This is a genomic window from Pseudomonas sp. B21_DOA (genome assembly GCA_030544685.1).
Taxonomy (GTDB): domain Bacteria; phylum Pseudomonadota; class Gammaproteobacteria; order Pseudomonadales; family Pseudomonadaceae; genus Aquipseudomonas; species Aquipseudomonas fluorescens_AO.
This window is the reverse complement of sequence record CP086683.1, coordinates 2,723,774-2,740,022: the sequence shown is the minus strand read 5'-3', so window position 1 is coordinate 2,740,022 and position 16,249 is coordinate 2,723,774. Positions and strand designations below refer to the sequence as shown.

11 protein-coding genes and 3 pseudogenes are annotated in these 16,249 nt (G+C 59.1%); 7 read left to right on the top strand and 7 right to left on the bottom strand.

Going from position 1 to position 16,249, the window contains the following annotated elements; genetic code table 11:
- Positions 1-103 precede the first annotated feature (103 nt).
- Positions 104-1,392 (top strand): annotated as a pseudogene (gene gltA / locus LJU32_12580) (citrate (Si)-synthase).
- A gap of 1,023 nt (positions 1,393-2,415) precedes the next feature.
- Here gltA and LJU32_12575 read toward each other — a convergent pair.
- From LJU32_12575 to LJU32_12565, 3 genes are all read right to left on the bottom strand, one after another.
- Positions 2,416-4,074: a cation acetate symporter gene (locus LJU32_12575; GenBank protein WKV90858.1), complete on the bottom strand. Its 1,659-nt coding sequence runs from the start codon at positions 4,072-4,074 to the stop codon at positions 2,416-2,418.
- Positions 4,071-4,382, bottom strand: a complete 312-nt coding sequence (locus LJU32_12570) for a DUF485 domain-containing protein (GenBank protein WKV90857.1) — start codon at positions 4,380-4,382, stop codon at positions 4,071-4,073. The genes LJU32_12575 and LJU32_12570 overlap by 4 nt, the downstream gene beginning before the upstream one ends.
- A gap of 250 nt (positions 4,383-4,632) precedes the next feature.
- On the bottom strand, positions 4,633-5,484 hold the full coding sequence (locus LJU32_12565) for a glycine betaine ABC transporter substrate-binding protein (GenBank protein WKV90856.1): 852 nt from the start codon (positions 5,482-5,484) through the stop codon (positions 4,633-4,635).
- 297 nt (positions 5,485-5,781) lie between these two features.
- Here LJU32_12565 and LJU32_12560 point away from each other — a divergent pair, with 297 nt between their 5' ends.
- Positions 5,782-7,377, top strand: coding sequence for a beta (1-6) glucans synthase (locus tag LJU32_12560; GenBank protein ID WKV90855.1), 1,596 nt, complete (start codon positions 5,782-5,784; stop codon positions 7,375-7,377).
- Positions 7,378-7,497: 120 nt separating this feature from the next.
- Here the strand turns inward: LJU32_12560 and LJU32_12555 are convergent, their stop codons facing one another.
- Positions 7,498-7,866, bottom strand: a complete 369-nt coding sequence (locus LJU32_12555) for a hypothetical protein (GenBank protein WKV90854.1) — start codon at positions 7,864-7,866, stop codon at positions 7,498-7,500.
- A 224-nt stretch (positions 7,867-8,090) separates the two neighbouring features.
- Here LJU32_12555 and LJU32_12550 point away from each other — a divergent pair, with 224 nt between their 5' ends.
- Both LJU32_12550 and LJU32_12545 read left to right on the top strand, forming a co-directional pair.
- Complete coding sequence (locus LJU32_12550; protein WKV90853.1) at positions 8,091-9,389, top strand: serine/threonine protein kinase; 1,299 nt, start codon at positions 8,091-8,093, stop codon at positions 9,387-9,389.
- Positions 9,382-10,170, top strand: a complete 789-nt coding sequence (locus tag LJU32_12545; protein ID WKV90852.1) for a VacJ family lipoprotein — start codon at positions 9,382-9,384, stop codon at positions 10,168-10,170. Before LJU32_12550 ends, LJU32_12545 begins: the two co-directional genes overlap by 8 nt.
- Before the next feature lie 87 nt (positions 10,171-10,257).
- Here the strand turns inward: LJU32_12545 and LJU32_12540 are convergent, their stop codons facing one another.
- The gene (locus LJU32_12540) at positions 10,258-11,172 is read right to left on the bottom strand and encodes a DUF808 domain-containing protein (protein WKV90851.1); all 915 of its coding nucleotides are present in this window, start codon (positions 11,170-11,172) and stop codon (positions 10,258-10,260) included.
- A 135-nt stretch (positions 11,173-11,307) separates the two neighbouring features.
- Between LJU32_12540 and LJU32_12535 the strand changes: the two genes are divergently transcribed.
- Entirely contained in the window at positions 11,308-11,913 is a 606-nt protein-coding gene (locus LJU32_12535) for a TetR/AcrR family transcriptional regulator (protein ID WKV90850.1), read from the top strand.
- A gap of 131 nt (positions 11,914-12,044) precedes the next feature.
- On the opposite strand, the pseudogene LJU32_12530 reads toward LJU32_12535, so the two are convergent.
- Positions 12,045-12,500 (bottom strand): annotated as a pseudogene (locus tag LJU32_12530) (transposase).
- A 211-nt stretch (positions 12,501-12,711) separates the two neighbouring features.
- Positions 12,712-13,151, bottom strand: a pseudogene (locus LJU32_12525) (heme-binding protein).
- Between the two features lie 268 nt (positions 13,152-13,419).
- On the opposite strand from LJU32_12525, the gene gcl reads away from it, so the two are divergent.
- Together gcl and hyi are read left to right on the top strand one after the other, a co-directional pair.
- Entirely contained in the window at positions 13,420-15,195 is a 1,776-nt protein-coding gene (gene gcl, locus LJU32_12520; protein WKV90849.1) for a glyoxylate carboligase, read from the top strand.
- A gap of 207 nt (positions 15,196-15,402) precedes the next feature.
- The gene (gene hyi / locus LJU32_12515) at positions 15,403-16,185 is read left to right on the top strand and encodes a hydroxypyruvate isomerase (protein ID WKV90848.1); all 783 of its coding nucleotides are present in this window, start codon (positions 15,403-15,405) and stop codon (positions 16,183-16,185) included.
- The last annotated feature ends 64 nt before the right edge of the window (positions 16,186-16,249 follow it).

Sequence of the window (16,249 nt, the reverse complement as noted above, 5' to 3'; positions counted from 1 at the left end):
GAGCAAGACTTTAGGCAAATTGACATTCGAATTTATCTCACTATAGTGGTGCGGGCCCTGCGTGGGGGTCTGTCTGATGGTTCAAGCATAAATAGGAGGCCACATGGCTGACAAAAAAGCGCAGTTGATCATCGAGGGCGCAGCCCCGTCGAGCTGCCCATTTTAACCGGCACCGTTGGTCCCGATGTAATCGATGTTCGGGGCCTGACGGCCACGGGCCGCTTCACTTTCGACCCGGGTTTCATGTCGACCGCTTCGTGCGAATCGAAAATCACCTATATCGACGGCGACAACGGCATTCTGTTGCACCGCGGCTACCCGATCGAACAGCTGGCTGAAAAGTCGGACTACCTGGAAACCTGCTACCTGCTGCTCAACGGCGAATTGCCGACCGCAGAACAGAAGGCCCAGTTCGTCAGCACCGTGAAAAACCACACCATGGTTCACGAGCAGCTTAAAACCTTCTTCAACGGTTTCCGTCGCGACGCCCACCCGATGGCCGTCATGTGCGGTGTAGTCGGCGCCCTCTCGGCCTTCTACCACGACTCCCTGGACATCAATAACCCGCAGCATCGCGAAATCTCCGCGATCCGTCTGGTTGCGAAGATGCCGACCCTGGCAGCGATGGTTTACAAGTACTCCATGGGCCAACCCATGATGTACCCGCGCAACGACCTGACGTACGCGGAAAACTTCCTGCACATGATGTTCAACACCCCGTGCGAGATCAAACCGATCAGCCCGGTACTCGCCAAGGCCATGGACCGGATCTTCATCCTCCATGCCGACCACGAGCAGAACGCTTCGACCTCCACCGTGCGCCTGGCCGGTTCTTCGGGTGCCAACCCGTTCGCCTGTATCGCCGCTGGTATCGCCGCACTGTGGGGCCCTGCCCACGGCGGTGCGAACGAAGCCGTGTTGACCATGCTCGATGAAATTGGCGATGTGTCGAACATCGACAAGTTCATCGCCAAGGCCAAGGACAAGAACGATTCGTTCAAGCTGATGGGCTTCGGTCACCGCGTCTACAAGAACCGCGACCCTCGCGCGACTGTCATGAAGCAGACCTGCGACGAAGTGCTGAAGGAACTGGGCATCAACAACGATCCGCAACTCGAACTGGCCATGCGCCTGGAAGAGATCGCCCTGACCGACCCGTACTTCATCGAACGCTCGCTGTACCCGAACGTCGACTTCTACTCGGGGATCATCCTCAAGGCGATCGGCATTCCGACCAGCATGTTCACGGTGATTTTCGCCCTGGCACGTACTGTGGGCTGGATCTCGCACTGGAAGGAAATGCTCTCGAGCCCTTACAAGATTGGCCGTCCGCGCCAGCTGTACACCGGTTACGAGTCGCGTGACATCACCAAGCTGGAAGATCGCAAATAAGGGTTTTTCTTTTTTGTGATGGTTTAGTGGTGTGTCAGGAACGGCCTCTTATATAGAGGCCGTTTTTGTTTGTGGTCGCAGCGGCCTTCGGGCCGACTTTTTCAGGGTTGGGGGCATATCCGTTGCTGCGGTAACGGCTTCTTATGGTTTCGCTCTTACAGCGACTCACTTTTCCAGACGCCGGAATGCCGGCCCAGCGAAAAGTAAGCAAAAGGCTTTGCCCCGGCGTGCGGCCCGCTCGCTAAAGCTCAGGGTTCCTTCGTTACGGGACCGATCCGGGCGCAGCGGCTACGGTTGGCTTCGCTGCACCTACACTCGCTGTGTACGACTGCGTCGTACGGTCGCTGCGCTCCCACCCCGGATCGATGCCGTAACGAAGCCTGCCGAAGGGGCAAAAGATCAAGAGCCAGAGCAAGAGCAAAAGCAAAAGCAAAAGCCAGATCAAAAGATCGCGGCCTTCGACAGCTCCTACAATTGGATTGGGTACACCCTCAAAAAACAGGTCGGCTGACAGGCCGCCTTCGCGAGCAAGCTCGCTCCCACAGAAAAGCAAAGCAGCGCAGTCGCCCGCGGCGAAGCCGCACCACTCAACAATGAGCGCAAGCTCGAGTGCTCTTGATCTTGATCCACCGGCGACGTCGGAAGGCTGAGTGGAGGGATTGATCCGGGCGTGGGAGCGCAGCGACCGTCTGGCGCAGCCAGACACAGCGGAAGGAGGTGCAGCGAAGCAAACCGTAGCCGCTGCGCCCGGATCGATCCCGCAGCGAAGGAACCCGAGCCTGCGAGGGCCGAACGCAGGAGCAAGCGTTTTTTTGCTTACTTTTTTAGGCGTTTGTAAAAAAGTGAGTCGCCGTAAGGGCGAAACCGTAAGAAGCCGTTACCGCAGCAACGGATATTCACACCAGATCCACCGATAACCGCCCACAAAAAAACGCCCCAATCTCTCAACCAGGGCGTTTCTTGAAGCTTGCAGCTTGAAGCTTGCAGCTTGAAGCTTGAAGCTTGCAGCTCACATCTCATCTCTTAGTGCGAAACCGCCCCACTCGCCCCCAACCCGGTCTGCGAACGCACAAACTGCGGGAAGAACAGCGCCCGCTCGTTATCCGCAGCCGCCGACTTGTCAGTGATCGAGAAGAACCAGATCCCGATAAAGGCAATGATCATCGAGAACAGCGCCGGATACTCGTAAGGGAAGATCGCCTTCTCGTGATGCAGAATCTGCACCCAGATGGTCGGGCCGAGGATCATCAGGCCCACGGCACTGATTAGACCCAGCCAGCCGCCAATCATCGCGCCACGAGTGGTCAGCTTCTTCCAGTACATCGAAAGCAGCAGCACAGGGAAGTTGCAGCTCGCCGCGATGGAGAACGCCAGGCCGACCATGAACGCAATGTTCTGGCTTTCGAACAGAATGCCCAGACCAATCGCCAGCACCGCCAGGGCGATGGTGGTGATCTTCGACACGCGTATCTCATCCTTCTCGTTGGCCTTGCCCTTCTTGATCACACTGGCGTACAGGTCGTGCGAGACCGCCGAAGCACCGGCCAAGGTCAGACCGGCCACCACTGCCAGAATGGTCGCGAACGCCACCGCCGAGATGAAGCCGAGGAAGATGCTGCCGCCGACCGCGTTGGCCAGGTGCACCGCCGCCATGTTGTTGCCGCCGAGCAAGGCGCCCGCTGCATCCTTGAAGGCCGGGTTGGTGCTGACCAGCAGGATCGCGCCGAAGCCGATGATGAAGGTCAGGATGTAGAAGTAGCCAATGAAACCGGTAGCGTACAGCACGCTCTTGCGCGCTTCTTTTGCGTCACTCACGGTGAAGAAGCGCATCAGAATGTGTGGCAGGCCAGCGGTACCGAACATCAGTGCCAGACCCAGCGAGAACGCCGAGATCGGGTCCTTGACCAGACCGCCAGGGCTCATGATCGCTTCGCCCTTGGCGTGCACCTTGATCGCTTCGGAGAACAGCGTGTTGAAGTCAAAGCCCACGTGCTTCATTACCATCAGCGCCATGAACGAGGCACCGGACAGCAGCAGCACTGCCTTGATGATCTGCACCCAAGTGGTCGCGAGCATGCCACCGAACAGCACGTACATGCACATCAGCACACCGACCAGAATCACCGCCACGTGGTAATCGAGGCCGAACAACAGCTGGATCAGCTTGCCGGCACCGACCATTTGCGCGATCAGGTAGAACGCCACCACCACCAGCGAACCGCAGGCCGACAGCGTGCGAATCTGGGTTTGCCCGAGGCGGTAGGACGCCACGTCGGCAAAGGTGTATTTGCCCAGGTTGCGCAGGCGTTCGGCGATCAGGAACAGAATGATCGGCCAGCCCACGAGGAAGCCGATCGAGTAGATCAGGCCGTCATAGCCGGAGGTGAACACCAGCGCGGAGATCCCCAGGAAAGACGCCGCCGACATGTAGTCACCGGCAATCGCCAGACCGTTCTGGAAACCGGTGATCTTGCCGCCCGCCGCGTAATAGTCGGCGGCCGAGTTGTTTTTCTTCGAGGCCCAGTAGGTGATGTACAGCGTCGCGCCAACGAAGGCCACGAACATCAGGATCGCCGGGATGTTCAGCGGTTGCTTGGCCACCGCACCGGTCAGGGCGTCAGCCGCCCAGGCGCCAGGTGCGAATGCCGCAATGCTCAGAAGAGCCAGTAGACGCCGGATCATTGCTGAGCCTCCTTGAGAATCGCATTGTTCAGGTCGTCGAACTCGCCATTGGCGCGGCGCACATAGATGCCGGTCAGGACGAAGGCCGAAATGATCAGGCCGACACCGATCGGGATGCCCCAGGTGATTGACGATTCAGGACTGAGCTTCGCCCCGAGCACATGCGGCCCGTATGCGATCAGCAGAATGAATGCGGAGTACAGCCCAAGCATGATTGCCGAGAGAATCCAGGCGAATCGTTCCCTTTTCTGAACCAGCTCCTTGAATCGGGGACTGTTTTGAATCGAGAGGTAAATGCTGTCGTTCATTGTTTTTATCCTCGCAGCACAGATTATTGTTGGAACGTAGCTAATGTATGCGGCTGCGAGAGAGGTTCCAGACGACCTTAGTAGTAGATGGCCATGATGTATTCGCCATTTTCAAGCAAACACAAAAACCTGTGGGAGCTGGCTTGCCAGCGATGGCGTCGTTTCAGTCAACTGATCAGTCAACTGACAGACCGCTATCGCGGGCAAGCCCGCTCCCACAGGGTTTGCGGTGATCCGAAGCTATTTGCGGTTATTTGGTCCAGTCAGCTACACGATCCGGGTGTTTCGCCACCCAGTCCTTGGCCGCTGCATCAGGCTTGGCACCGTCCTGAATCGCCAGCATGACCTCGCCGATTTCGTCTTTCGACGCCCACTGGAAGTTTTTCAGGAACTTGGCCACTTCCGGTGCCTTGGCTTCGAGGCCTTTGCTGCCGATGCTGTTGACGGTTTCAGCCTCGCCGTACACGCCTTTCGGGTCGTCGAGGAAGCGCAGTTTCCACTTGGCGAACATCCAGTGCGGCACCCAACCGGTGACGGCGATGGATTCGTTTTTCTTCTCGGCGCGGGTCAGCTCGGCAATCATGCCGGCGCCGGAACTGGCCTTGAGGCTGTACTTGTCCAGACCATAATCCTTGATCGCCTGATCGGTCTTGAGCATTACGCCTGAACCGGCATCGATACCGACGATGCGGTTTTTGAAGCTGTCGTCGGTTTTCAGGTCTTCGATCGACTTGGCTTTGACGTACTCCGGCACGATCAGGCCGATTTTCGCGTCCTTGAAGTTCGGGCCGTAATCGACGACCTGATCCTTGTTTTTCGTCCAGTAATCGCCGTGGGTCACCGGCAGCCAGGCCGAGAGCATCGCGTCGAGTTTGCCGGTGGCCACGCCCTGCCACATGATCCCGGTGGCGACGGCTTGCAGTTTCACGTCATATCCGAGTTTCTGTTTGATCACTTCGGCCGCCACGTGAGTGGTCGCGACGCTGTCGGACCAGCCGTCAACGTAACCGATATTCAGGGTCTGTTTTTCAGCGTTGGCGAAAGTGGAACTCATCGCAAGCGCCAGAACGGCACCTGCGCCTAAAAGTCGTCGCATCTTCATCGTTTACTTCCCCGAAATGCTGCGCCCGACGGATGCCGGGCATCGTCAACGTATTGTTATGGTGCACAGCGCCCCCATCACGCCGGACCTCACACACCGAACATCAGCCGATTTTTCAAAAAGGGTACTGATGGTTTGATCATCAACCTCAAGCGGCCGGCGACCTGCTCTGTCAGCGACCTCAAGGCAGCGAGAAACGACATCAGAAAGCCATTAATCAAGCGCGATTAATTGACGCCAGACAATCCGCCCGAACTTTGCATGTACAACGCCTGCGAGCCACCTGCCCTTGTATAAATGCAGGTAACATGCGTCGCTTTGCAGCCACTCGGCCTGACCATGTCCGCAACGTCCCGATTTCCTTTTCTGCCTTATCTGTTCGCCTGCCTGCTCGGGCTCCTGGCCCTTGGCGGTTTCTGGTATGGCCTCGGCCAACCGGTGATCCTGCCGGACGCCGCGACGCCGACGCACAAGTTGCAATGCGCCTCCTACACACCGTTCGACAAAGACCAATCGCCGTTCGACGTGCCGTTCAAATTGCGCCCCGAGCGCATGGACGCCGACCTCGCACTGCTGGCGACGCGCTTCGAGTGTATCCGCACCTACTCGATGACCGGCCTCGACGCCCTGCCCGATCTGGCGCGCAAACACGGTCTGAAGTTGATGATCGGCGCCTGGGTCAACAGCAACCCGGTCGACACCGAGCAGGAAGTCGAGCTGCTGATCAAATCGGCCAATGCCAACCCCGACGTGGTCACAGCCGTAATCGTCGGCAACGAAGCGCTGCTGCGCAAAGAGGTCACCGGCGCGCAACTGGCCCGGCTGATCAACAAGGTCAAAAGCCAGGTCAAGCAACCGGTGACCTACGCCGACGTCTGGGAATTCTGGCTCAAGCATCCGGAAATCGCCCCGGCCGTGGACTTTCTGACTATTCACCTGCTGCCGTACTGGGAAGACGATCCGTCGAACATCGACGTGGCGCTGCAGCATGTGGCGGATGTGCGTCAGGTGTTCGGCAACAAGTTCGCGCCCAAAGACGTGATGATTGGCGAAACCGGCTGGCCGAGCGAAGGCCGTCAGCGTGAAACAGCCGTACCGAGCCGGGTCAACGAGGCAAAATTCATTCGTGGCTTTGTGGCGATGGCCGAGCAGGAAGGCTGGCGTTACAACCTGATCGAAGCCTTCGACCAACCGTGGAAGCGCGGCAGTGAAGGCGCGGTCGGCGGCTATTGGGGGCTGTTCGATGCCGATCGGCAGGACAAGGGCGTACTCGCCGGGCCGGTGAGCAACGTGCCGTACTGGAAAGAATGGCTGGCGGTAGGCGGATTGATTTTCCTTGGCACGCTGATTCTTGGCGGTGCTGTCCGCACTACACGTTCGGCGCTGCTGCTGCCACTGCTAGGCGCCGTCGCAGCTTGCTCGATTGGCGCCTGGGGCGATCTGGCTCGATTGACCACACGATTTGCCGGTGAAAGGCTGTGGGTCGGCTTGCTGACCGGGTTGAATCTATTGGTCCTTGCGCATGCCGCGCTGACGCTAAGCGCACGCACAGGTTGGCGCGCGCGAGCCTTCGATTTCCTCGAACGGCGCGCCGGCTGGCTGGTCGTGGCGGCCGGTTTTGCCGCGGCGGTGATGATGCTGGAGATGGTCTTCGATCCGCGCTATCGCAGTTTCGCCAGCATGGCGTTCGTGCTGCCGGCGCTGGCCTACCTGTGCCGCCCGGTGAGCGTGCCGCGTCGGGAGATTGCGCTGCTGACCTTTATCATCGGCGCCGGGATTGCACCGCAGTTGTATCAGGAAGGGATGCTGAATCAGCAGGCTTGGGGTTGGGCGCTGGTGAGTGGCTTGATGGTGGTGGCGTTGTGGCGCTGCCTGCGGGTTCGCAAGGCCTGATTTCAGCGCCTTCGAAATCGCCATCGCTGGCAAGCCAGCTCCCACAGGATTTCTGCTGCACACAAATGTTGTGTTCACCTCAATTCCTGTGGGAGCGGGCTTGCCCGCGATGACTGACTGTCAGGCGCTGCGGGACTCGCGGACCAGGCGCAACCCGGTTATCACCACCGCAAACACCGCCAACGTCGTGTTGTACAACGCCAACGCCGGCAGGCCGAACACCAGCGCCAGCACCGCCAGCCACCACCCTGCCCGTCCCGGCACGACAAACGCCAATACCGCTGCGCCCACCGCCGCCCAGCCCAACACCTTGAAATGAATCATCAGCCCCAGATTCGCACGCACCAGGCATTGCCAACGACTGGCCTCGTCGACGCAGATGCCAACCCACTGCCCGTCTTCCATGAAGCCATAGCGCGCGGCATAACTGGCGGCCAGCCACAGCGGCAACAAAACAAGCAGCACAATCACGGGCAAGCGGCGGGACATGGGGCACTCCAATCTGCGGAAATCGGCGGCCAGCTTAATCTGCCGACCGGCATTCGCAAGCACTAACAACTGTTAACTGTTCAGCAAGCCCTCGCAACGTGTATCGTCCAGCTACTATTACCCCGAATTCCGCCTGTTTGGTGCCGCAGCATGGCACTTTGGCGCACGGCCGGTGGTCATAGCCTGCGAACTTCAATCGGCACCTTCCTCTAAGGGATCTAGTCATGCTCCGTTCCTTGCGCTTCGCCGCGCTGTTCAGCGGCCTTATCTTGAGTGCGTCCGCGCTGGCGGTGGATATCGACGCCGCCAGCTATGGCTACCCGCTGACCAACCCGTTCGAGGCGACGATCGCCACGACACCGCCGGATCTGCGTCCGGAGTTGCCGCTGGACGACGACATCAATCAAACGGACCGCAGCCTCACCCTGCGCCCGGAGCGTGAATTCCAGCTGCCGGACAATTTCTGGGCAGTGAAGAAGCTCACTTACCGCATCGCCACGCAGGACAAGCCGGCGCCGCTGATCTTCCTGATCGCCGGCACCGGTGCGCGCTTTGACAGCACGCTCAACGAATACCTGAAAAAGCTGTATTACAAGGCCGGCTACCATGTCGTGCAGTTGTCGTCGCCGACCAGCTTCGACTTCATCAGCGCCGCCTCGCGTTTCGCCACCCCGGGCGTGACCAAGGAAGATGCCGAAGACATGTATCGGGTGATGCAGGCCGTGCGGGCGCAGAACCCGAAACTGCCGGTCACCGAGTACTATCTCACCGGTTACAGCCTCGGCGCCCTCGATGCGGCGTTCGTCGCGCATCTGGACGAGACACGCCGCAGCTTCAATTTCAAGAAAGTCCTGTTGCTGAACCCGCCGGTCAATCTCTATACCTCGGTGACCAACCTCGACAAGCTGGTACAGACCGAGGTGAAAGGCATCAACAACAGCACCACCTTCTATGAACTGGTACTGACCAAGCTGACCCGCTACTTCCAGCAGAAAGGCTACATCGACCTCAACGATGCGCTGTTGTATGACTTCCAGCAGTCAAAACAGCACCTGACCAACGAACAGATGGCCATGCTGATTGGCACGTCGTTCCGCTTCTCGGCAGCCGACATTGCCTACACCTCGGACCTGGTCAACCGTCGCGGTCTGATTACCCCGCCGAAATTCCCGATCACCGAAGGCACCAGCCTCACGCCGTTCCTCAAGCGTGCGCTGCAATGCGATTTCGACTGCTACATCACCGAGCAGGTGATTCCGATGTGGCGCGCGCGCACCGACGGCGGCAGCCTGCTGCAACTGATCGATCAGGTCAGCCTGTATGCGCTCAAGGATTACCTGCACGACAGCCCGAAAATCGCCGTCATGCACAACGCCGACGACGTCATCCTCGGCCCTGGCGACCTGGGCTTCCTGCGTAAAACCTTCGGTGATCGCCTGACCGTTTACCCACTGGGCGGCCACTGCGGCAACCTTAACTACCGCGTCAACAGCGACGCCATGCTGGAGTTCTTCCGTGGCTAAATATCTCCTGCTGATTGCAGCGTTCCTCTGTGCAGGCGTGGCCCAGGCCGACAACAGTAAAGCCGACGCACCGGTGGTGGTCGACAGCGACGGCTTCAAGGAACCGCTGACCAAACTCAAGTTCAACCCGGGCCTGGACCAGCGCGAGTTCGAACGTTCGACGCTCAACGCGCTGAACGTTTATGACCCGCTGGAATCGTGGAACCGCCGGGTCTACCACTTCAACTATCGCTTCGACCAGTGGGTGTTCCTGCCGGTAGTCGATGGCTATCGCTACATCACCCCAAGCTTCGTGCGTACCGGGGTGAGCAACTTCTTCAACAACATTGGTGACGTGCCGAACCTGGTTAACAGCCTGTTGCAGTTCAAGGGCCAGCGCTCGATGGAAACCACCGCGCGCCTGCTGCTCAACACCACCATCGGCATCGCCGGCCTGTGGGACCCGGCCACCGCCATGGGCCTGCCACGCCAGAACGAAGACTTCGGTCAGACTCTGGGCTTCTACGGCGTACCGGGCGGCGCCTACTTCGTACTGCCGATCTTCGGTCCGTCGAACATCCGCGACACCGCAGGTCTGGCCGTGGATTACACCGCCGACACTGCGATCAACTTCCTCAACGTCGCCGAAGTCAGCTCCAACCACCCGGAAGTCTGGGCTTTGCGTGCGATCGACAAGCGCTACCAGACCAGCTTCCGCTACGGTCAGATGAACTCGCCGTTCGAGTACGAGAAAGTGCGGTACGTCTACACCGAAGCGCGCAAGTTGCAGATTGCCGAGTAATCTCGGCGGGTACAAAAAGGGCCATTCGATGCAAGTCGAATGGCCCTTTTTTGTGGCTCAACACAAATCAGAATGTGGGTTTCATGTTCAGCCTTTGATTGCGTGCCAGAGCTTGCCCACGGCAGTCACCACGGCCAACACCACAGCCCCGGCAATAATCCCCGCAACACCATTGAGCAACATCGGCACGGCGAACCCGGCGCTCCCTGCTGCCGCACCGACACCTTCGATCCAGTGATGCAACACCGGCACGCCATGGGTCAGGATGCCGCCACCGACCAGGAACATTGCCGCCGTACCAACCACCGACAGGGTTTTCATCATGTACGGCGCGGCGCTGAGAATACCATTGCCGATCTTTTTCGCCATTTGCCCTGGTTTCTGCGTCAGCCACAAGCCCAGATCGTCGAGCTTGACGATACCCGCCACCAAACCGTAAACGCCGACGGTCATGACGATGGCGATACCAGACATGACCACCACTTGCTGAGTCAGCGAGGCATCTGCCACGGTGCCGAGGGTGATGGCGATGATTTCTGCCGAGAGAATGAAGTCGGTACGGATCGCGCCTTTGATCTTGTCCTTTTCGTAAGCCACCAGATCGGTGGCCGGGTCGGCGACGGCTTCGGTCAGCTGCGCATGCCCGGCCTCATCTTCCTCTTTGCTGTGCAAAAACTTGTGCGCGAGCTTCTCGAAACCCTCGAAACACAGGTACGCACCACCGACCATCAACAGCGGCGTCACCAGCCATGGCACGAAGGCGCTGATCGCCAGCGCCGACGGCACGAGGATCAGTTTGTTGACGAACGAGCCCTTGGCCACCGCCCAGACCACGGGAATTTCGCGCTCGGCGCGCACGCCCGAAACCTGCTGGGCATTGAGCGCCAGATCGTCACCGAGTACCCCGGCGGTCTTCTTCGCGGCCATTTTGCTCATCAACGCCACGTCATCCAGCACGGTGGCAATGTCGTCGACCAGCACCAGCAAACTGCTTCCTGCCATGAATCCTGTTTCCTTCTGTGTATGAATGTTGCCAAGCATAACGCGACCGCCGGCCACAGGCTGCATTGTTGAGCGCCGCTCAAGGCCGGTGCTACCATGCGCCACCGCCAGAACAGGCAAGGAACCACCGGGTTTATGAGCACAATCCGCGAGCGTAACAAAGAACTGATCCTGCGCGCCGCCAGCGAAGAGTTTGCCGACAAGGGCTTCGCGGCGACCAAAACCAGCGACATCGCCGCCAAGGCGGGATTGCCCAAGCCCAACGTCTACTACTACTTCAAATCCAAGGAAAACCTCTACCGCGAGGTGCTGGAAAGCATCATCGAGCCAATTCTGCAGGCCTCGACCCCGTTCAACCCGGACGGTGTGCCGAGCGAAGTGCTGAGCGGCTACATCCGCTCGAAGATCCGCATCTCCCGCGACCTGCCCTACGCCTCCAAGGTGTTCGCCAGCGAAATCATGCACGGCGCCCCGCACCTGAGCGCTGATCTGGTCGAACAGCTCAACGCCCAGGCCAAACACAACATCGCCTGCATCCAGAGCTGGATCGACCGCGGCCAGATCGCCCCGATCGACCCCAACCACCTGATGTTCAGCATCTGGGCCGCGACCCAGACCTACGCCGACTTCGACTGGCAGATTTCTGCAGTCACCGGGAAAGACAAACTCGATGAAGCCGATTATGAAGCGGCGGCGCAGACGATCATTCGGTTGGTGTTGAAGGGGTGTGAGCCGGATTGATACACCGAGGCGCGACTATCGCTGGCAAGCCAGCTCCCACAGATTTATGGGTTGGATTCGGAATCAATAAACAACATGGAATCCTGTGGGAGCTGGCTTGCCAGCGATGGCGGCAACTCGGTTTCATTTCTAATCCAAATGGTGTCCCACAACGGATAGTCGGCAATTGTATCTACCAGGCCCGCCCGCAATGGGTTGGCCACAACATAACGCGCCATTTTCTCCAGATTTTCTTCCCTCCTCAGCGCCCGATCATGAAAACCGTACTGCCAGAGCGGCCCGGTTCGACCTGTCGAACGGTTAACCTCCCGCGTACTCAGTGATTTGGTCTCTCGCATCAACTTGCTAAGTGAGCAATTTTCAAGCTCAACGAGCCAATGAAAATGGTCAGGCATGACAACCCATGCCAATGATTTCGCCAACCCCAGGTCATGTGCACGACGAAATTGCGCAACGACCAGTCTGCCCAAAGCGAAATCAGCAAATACCGGCTCGCGATCAAGTGTGTTGGTGGTGAGAAGATAAATTCGATTCGGCTCTGCATAGCGGCCGATACGCAAGCGATGTGAAGCAGGAAAATCAGGCAATCCATTGCCCCTTTCATGATGTGTTCAGATGGAAGGCTAGACCTCAAAGCCAACTACATCGCGGCAGTCTTTTTTCTTGATGTGTCAGCCAGACCGCCATCGCTGGCAAGCCAGCTCCCACAGGGATTTGTGTCGTGCGTTCATAATTGCTCAACGCAAAAACTTGTGGGAGCTGGCTTGCCAGCGATGACTATCGATCAAGCACCAGAGATCAGGAAACCACCCCACCATCCGCCCGCAAATCCAGCGCCTCCACCGCTCTTATCGCCACCTGCTCATCCACGTCCGACAAATCCCCGCTGATCCCGATCGCGCCGAGCACTTCGCCCGCCTGATTGCGAATCAGCACACCACCCGGTGCCGGCACAACGCTGCCCTGCCCCATGCTGTTCAACGAAGAAAAAACGCCGGGCGTTGTTGGGCGTCCTGGGCGAGCAGGCGCGAACCCTTACCCAGGGCGATGGCGCCCCAGGCTTTGCCAATGGCGATGTCGGGGCGCAACAGGCTGGCGCCGTCTTCACGTTGCAGGGCGATCAGGTGGCCGCCGGTATCGAGTACCGCGATGGTCAGCGGTGCGGCGTTGATGCCGCGTCCTGCGTTGATGGCTTCGCTGACCAGGTTGACTGCGACTTTCAAGGTTAAAGCGCTCATGGTGCCGTCCTCATTTTGTTATAGGGAAAGTCGTGGGACTGCGCGTTTGTGCCGCAGTCCGGTGACACAAATAGAACACAATGAGTTATTTTTTTGTATACAATAATTCTTGAAAAGCGCCACATGCGACGAAAAGCCACAGCACAGCGGGCTTCCTACGAATGAAACAGGCGCTTGAGAAAATGGATTGACGTGCGCCGTCCGCCGTGAATACACTCTGCGCAAAGCCACTTGTATACAATTACAAAACGTAAAGAGGCACAAAACCATGAGCAAAATGAGAGCAATCGAAGCCGCCGTTCTGGTGATGCGCCGCGAAGGGGTTGATACCGCTTTTGGCATCCCGGGCGCAGCGATCAACCCGCTGTACTCCGCCTTGCAGAAGGTCGGTGGCATCGATCACGTCCTTGCTCGCCACGTTGAAGGCGCCTCGCACATGGCCGAGGGCTACACCCGCACCAAGGCCGGCAACATCGGCGTGTGCATCGGCACGTCCGGCCCGGCCGGTACCGACATGGTCACCGGGCTCTACAGCGCCTCGGCCGACTCGATTCCAATCCTCTGCATCACCGGCCAGGCACCCCGCGCCCGTATGCACAAGGAAGACTTCCAGGCTGTCGACATCACCAGCATCGTCAAGCCAGTGACCAAGTGGGCGACCACCGTTCTGGAGCCGGGCCAGGTGCCTTACGCGTTCCAGAAAGCCTTTTATGAAATGCGCTCCGGTCGCCCAGGCCCGGTGCTGATCGACCTGCCGTTCGACGTGCAGATGGCCGAGATCGAATTCGACATCGACGCTTACCAACCGCTGCCACTGGCCAAACCGACCGCGACCCGCGTGCAGGTCGAGAAGGCTCTGGCCCTGCTGGATCAGGCCGAGCGTCCATTGCTGGTCGCCGGTGGTGGCATCATCAACGCCGATGCCAGTGATCTGCTGGTGGAGTTCGCCGAGCTGACCGGCATCCCGGTCATCCCGACCCTGATGGGCTGGGGCACCATCCCTGACGATCACCCGCTGATGGTCGGCATGGTCGGCCTGCAGACTTCGCACCGTTACGGCAACGCGACGATGCTCAAATCCGACGTGGTGCTGGGCATCGGTAACCGTTGGGCCAACCGCCACACCGGTTCGGTGGATGTCTACACCGAAGGCCGCAAGTTCATCCACGTCGACATCGAAGGCACGCAGATCGGCCGCGTGTTCACCCCGGATCTGGGCATCGTTTCCGACGCCGCTGCTGCGCTGACCGTGTTCATCGAAGTGGCGCGTGAATGGCAAGCCGCCGGCAAGCTGAAGAACCGCAGCGCCTGGCTGCAGGATTGTCAGCAGCGCAAGGCCAGCCTGCATCGCAAGACCCACTTCGACAACGTGCCGGTCAAGCCGCAGCGCGTTTACGAAGAAATGAACCAAGTGTTCGGCAAGGACACCTGCTACGTCAGCACCATTGGGCTGTCGCAGATTGCCGGCGCGCAGTTCCTGCACGTCTACAAGCCGCGTCACTGGATCAACTGTGGCCAGGCCGGCCCGTTGGGCTGGACCATTCCGGCAGCGCTGGGCGTGGTGAAGGCCGATCCGAACCGCAAAGTCGTGGCCCTGTCGGGGGACTATGATTTCCAGTTCATGATCGAAGAACTGGCGGTCGGCGCTCAGTTCAAACTGCCGTACATCCACGTCGTGGTGAACAACTCGTACCTGGGCCTGATCCGTCAGGCCCAGCGCGGGTTCGAAATGGACTACTGCGTGCAGCTGTCCTTCGATAACCTGAATGCGCCGGAACTCAACGGTTACGGGGTTGACCACATCGCAGTCGCCGAAGGCCTCGGCTGCAAGGCACTGCGTGTGTTCGAACCGTCGGAAATCGCCCCTGCCCTGCGCAAGGCCGAACAGATGATCGAAGAGTTCAAGGTGCCGGTGATCGTCGAGATCATCCTGGAGCGTGTGACCAACATCTCCATGGGTACCGAGATCAACGCGGTCAACGAGTTCGAAGACCTGGCACTGGTCGGCAATGACGCGCCGACGGCGATTTCGATGCTCGATTAACTGCTGACTGCTCTCCCTGTGGGAGCGAGCTTGTGTGGTGAGGGATTTATCCCCGTTAGGGCGCGAAGCGGCCTCAAAACCTGAAACCGCGGCGTATCAGGTACACCGCATACAATGGTTTACGACTGCTTCGCAGCCGAACGGGGATAAATCCCTCGCCACAGCTCGCTCCCACAGGGGACCTCACAAGATTTACGGGAGACCACCATGCCGCGTTTCGCAGCCAACCTGTCCATGCTGTTCACCGAACAGGATTTCCTTGCCCGTTTCGACGCCGCCGCCAAGGCCGGTTTCACTGGCGTGGAATACCTGTTCCCGTACGACTTCAGCTCGGCTGAAATCAAGGCAAAGCTCGAGGCCAACGGGCTGACCCAAGTGCTGTTCAACCTGCCGGCCGGTGACTGGGCCAAGGGCGAGCGCGGTATTGCCTGCCTGCCGGAGCGGGTCGAAGAGTTCCGCGCCGGGGTCGATCTGGCGATCGCTTACGCACAAGTGCTGGGCAACACTCAGGTCAACTGCCTGGCCGGCATCCGCCCGCAAGGCGTCGACGATGCCACCGTGGAAAAGACCTTTGTTGCCAATCTCAAATACGCCGCCGACAAGCTGCAAGCAGTGGGCATCAAACTGGTGATGGAAGCGATCAACACCCGCGACATTCCCGGTTTCTACCTGAACAACACGGCGCAAGCCCTGTCGATTCGCGAACAGGTCGGGAGCGCCAATCTGTTCCTGCAATACGACATCTATCACATGCAAATCATGGAAGGCGATCTGGCCCGCACCCTGCAATCGCACCTGGGCGAGATCAACCATGTGCAGCTCGCGGACAACCCGGGGCGCAACGAGCCGGGCACTGGCGAGATCAACTACCGCTTCCTGTTCGAACACCTCGACCGCATCGGTTATCAGGGTTGGGTCGGTTGCGAGTACAAGCCGCTGACCACCACCGAAGCGGGCCTGGGTTGGTTGAAATCACACAACGCAATCTGATTGACCACGCATTGCAAAAATCTGGGGCAGCTGCGCTGCCCAACGGGGATAAATCCCTCGCCAC

Bases quoted from the DNA above. Each gene is read 5' to 3' on its own strand.
- LJU32_12555 (WKV90854.1), bottom strand. From the start codon at position 7,866: ATGTCCCGCCGCTTGCCCGTGATTGTGCTGCTTGTTTTGTTGCCGCTG.
- LJU32_12560 (WKV90855.1), top strand. From the start codon at position 5,782: ATGCAGGTAACATGCGTCGCTTTGCAGCCACTCGGCCTGACCATGTCC.
- gcl (WKV90849.1), top strand. From the start codon at position 13,420: ATGAGCAAAATGAGAGCAATCGAAGCCGCCGTTCTGGTGATGCGCCGC.
- hyi (WKV90848.1), top strand. From the start codon at position 15,403: ATGCCGCGTTTCGCAGCCAACCTGTCCATGCTGTTCACCGAACAGGAT.
- LJU32_12575 (WKV90858.1), bottom strand. From the start codon at position 4,074: ATGATCCGGCGTCTACTGGCTCTTCTGAGCATTGCGGCATTCGCACCT.
- LJU32_12550 (WKV90853.1), top strand. From the start codon at position 8,091: ATGCTCCGTTCCTTGCGCTTCGCCGCGCTGTTCAGCGGCCTTATCTTG.
- LJU32_12570 (WKV90857.1), bottom strand. From the start codon at position 4,382: ATGAACGACAGCATTTACCTCTCGATTCAAAACAGTCCCCGATTCAAG.
- LJU32_12565 (WKV90856.1), bottom strand. From the start codon at position 5,484: ATGAAGATGCGACGACTTTTAGGCGCAGGTGCCGTTCTGGCGCTTGCG.
- LJU32_12540 (WKV90851.1), bottom strand. From the start codon at position 11,172: ATGGCAGGAAGCAGTTTGCTGGTGCTGGTCGACGACATTGCCACCGTG.
- LJU32_12535 (WKV90850.1), top strand. From the start codon at position 11,308: ATGAGCACAATCCGCGAGCGTAACAAAGAACTGATCCTGCGCGCCGCC.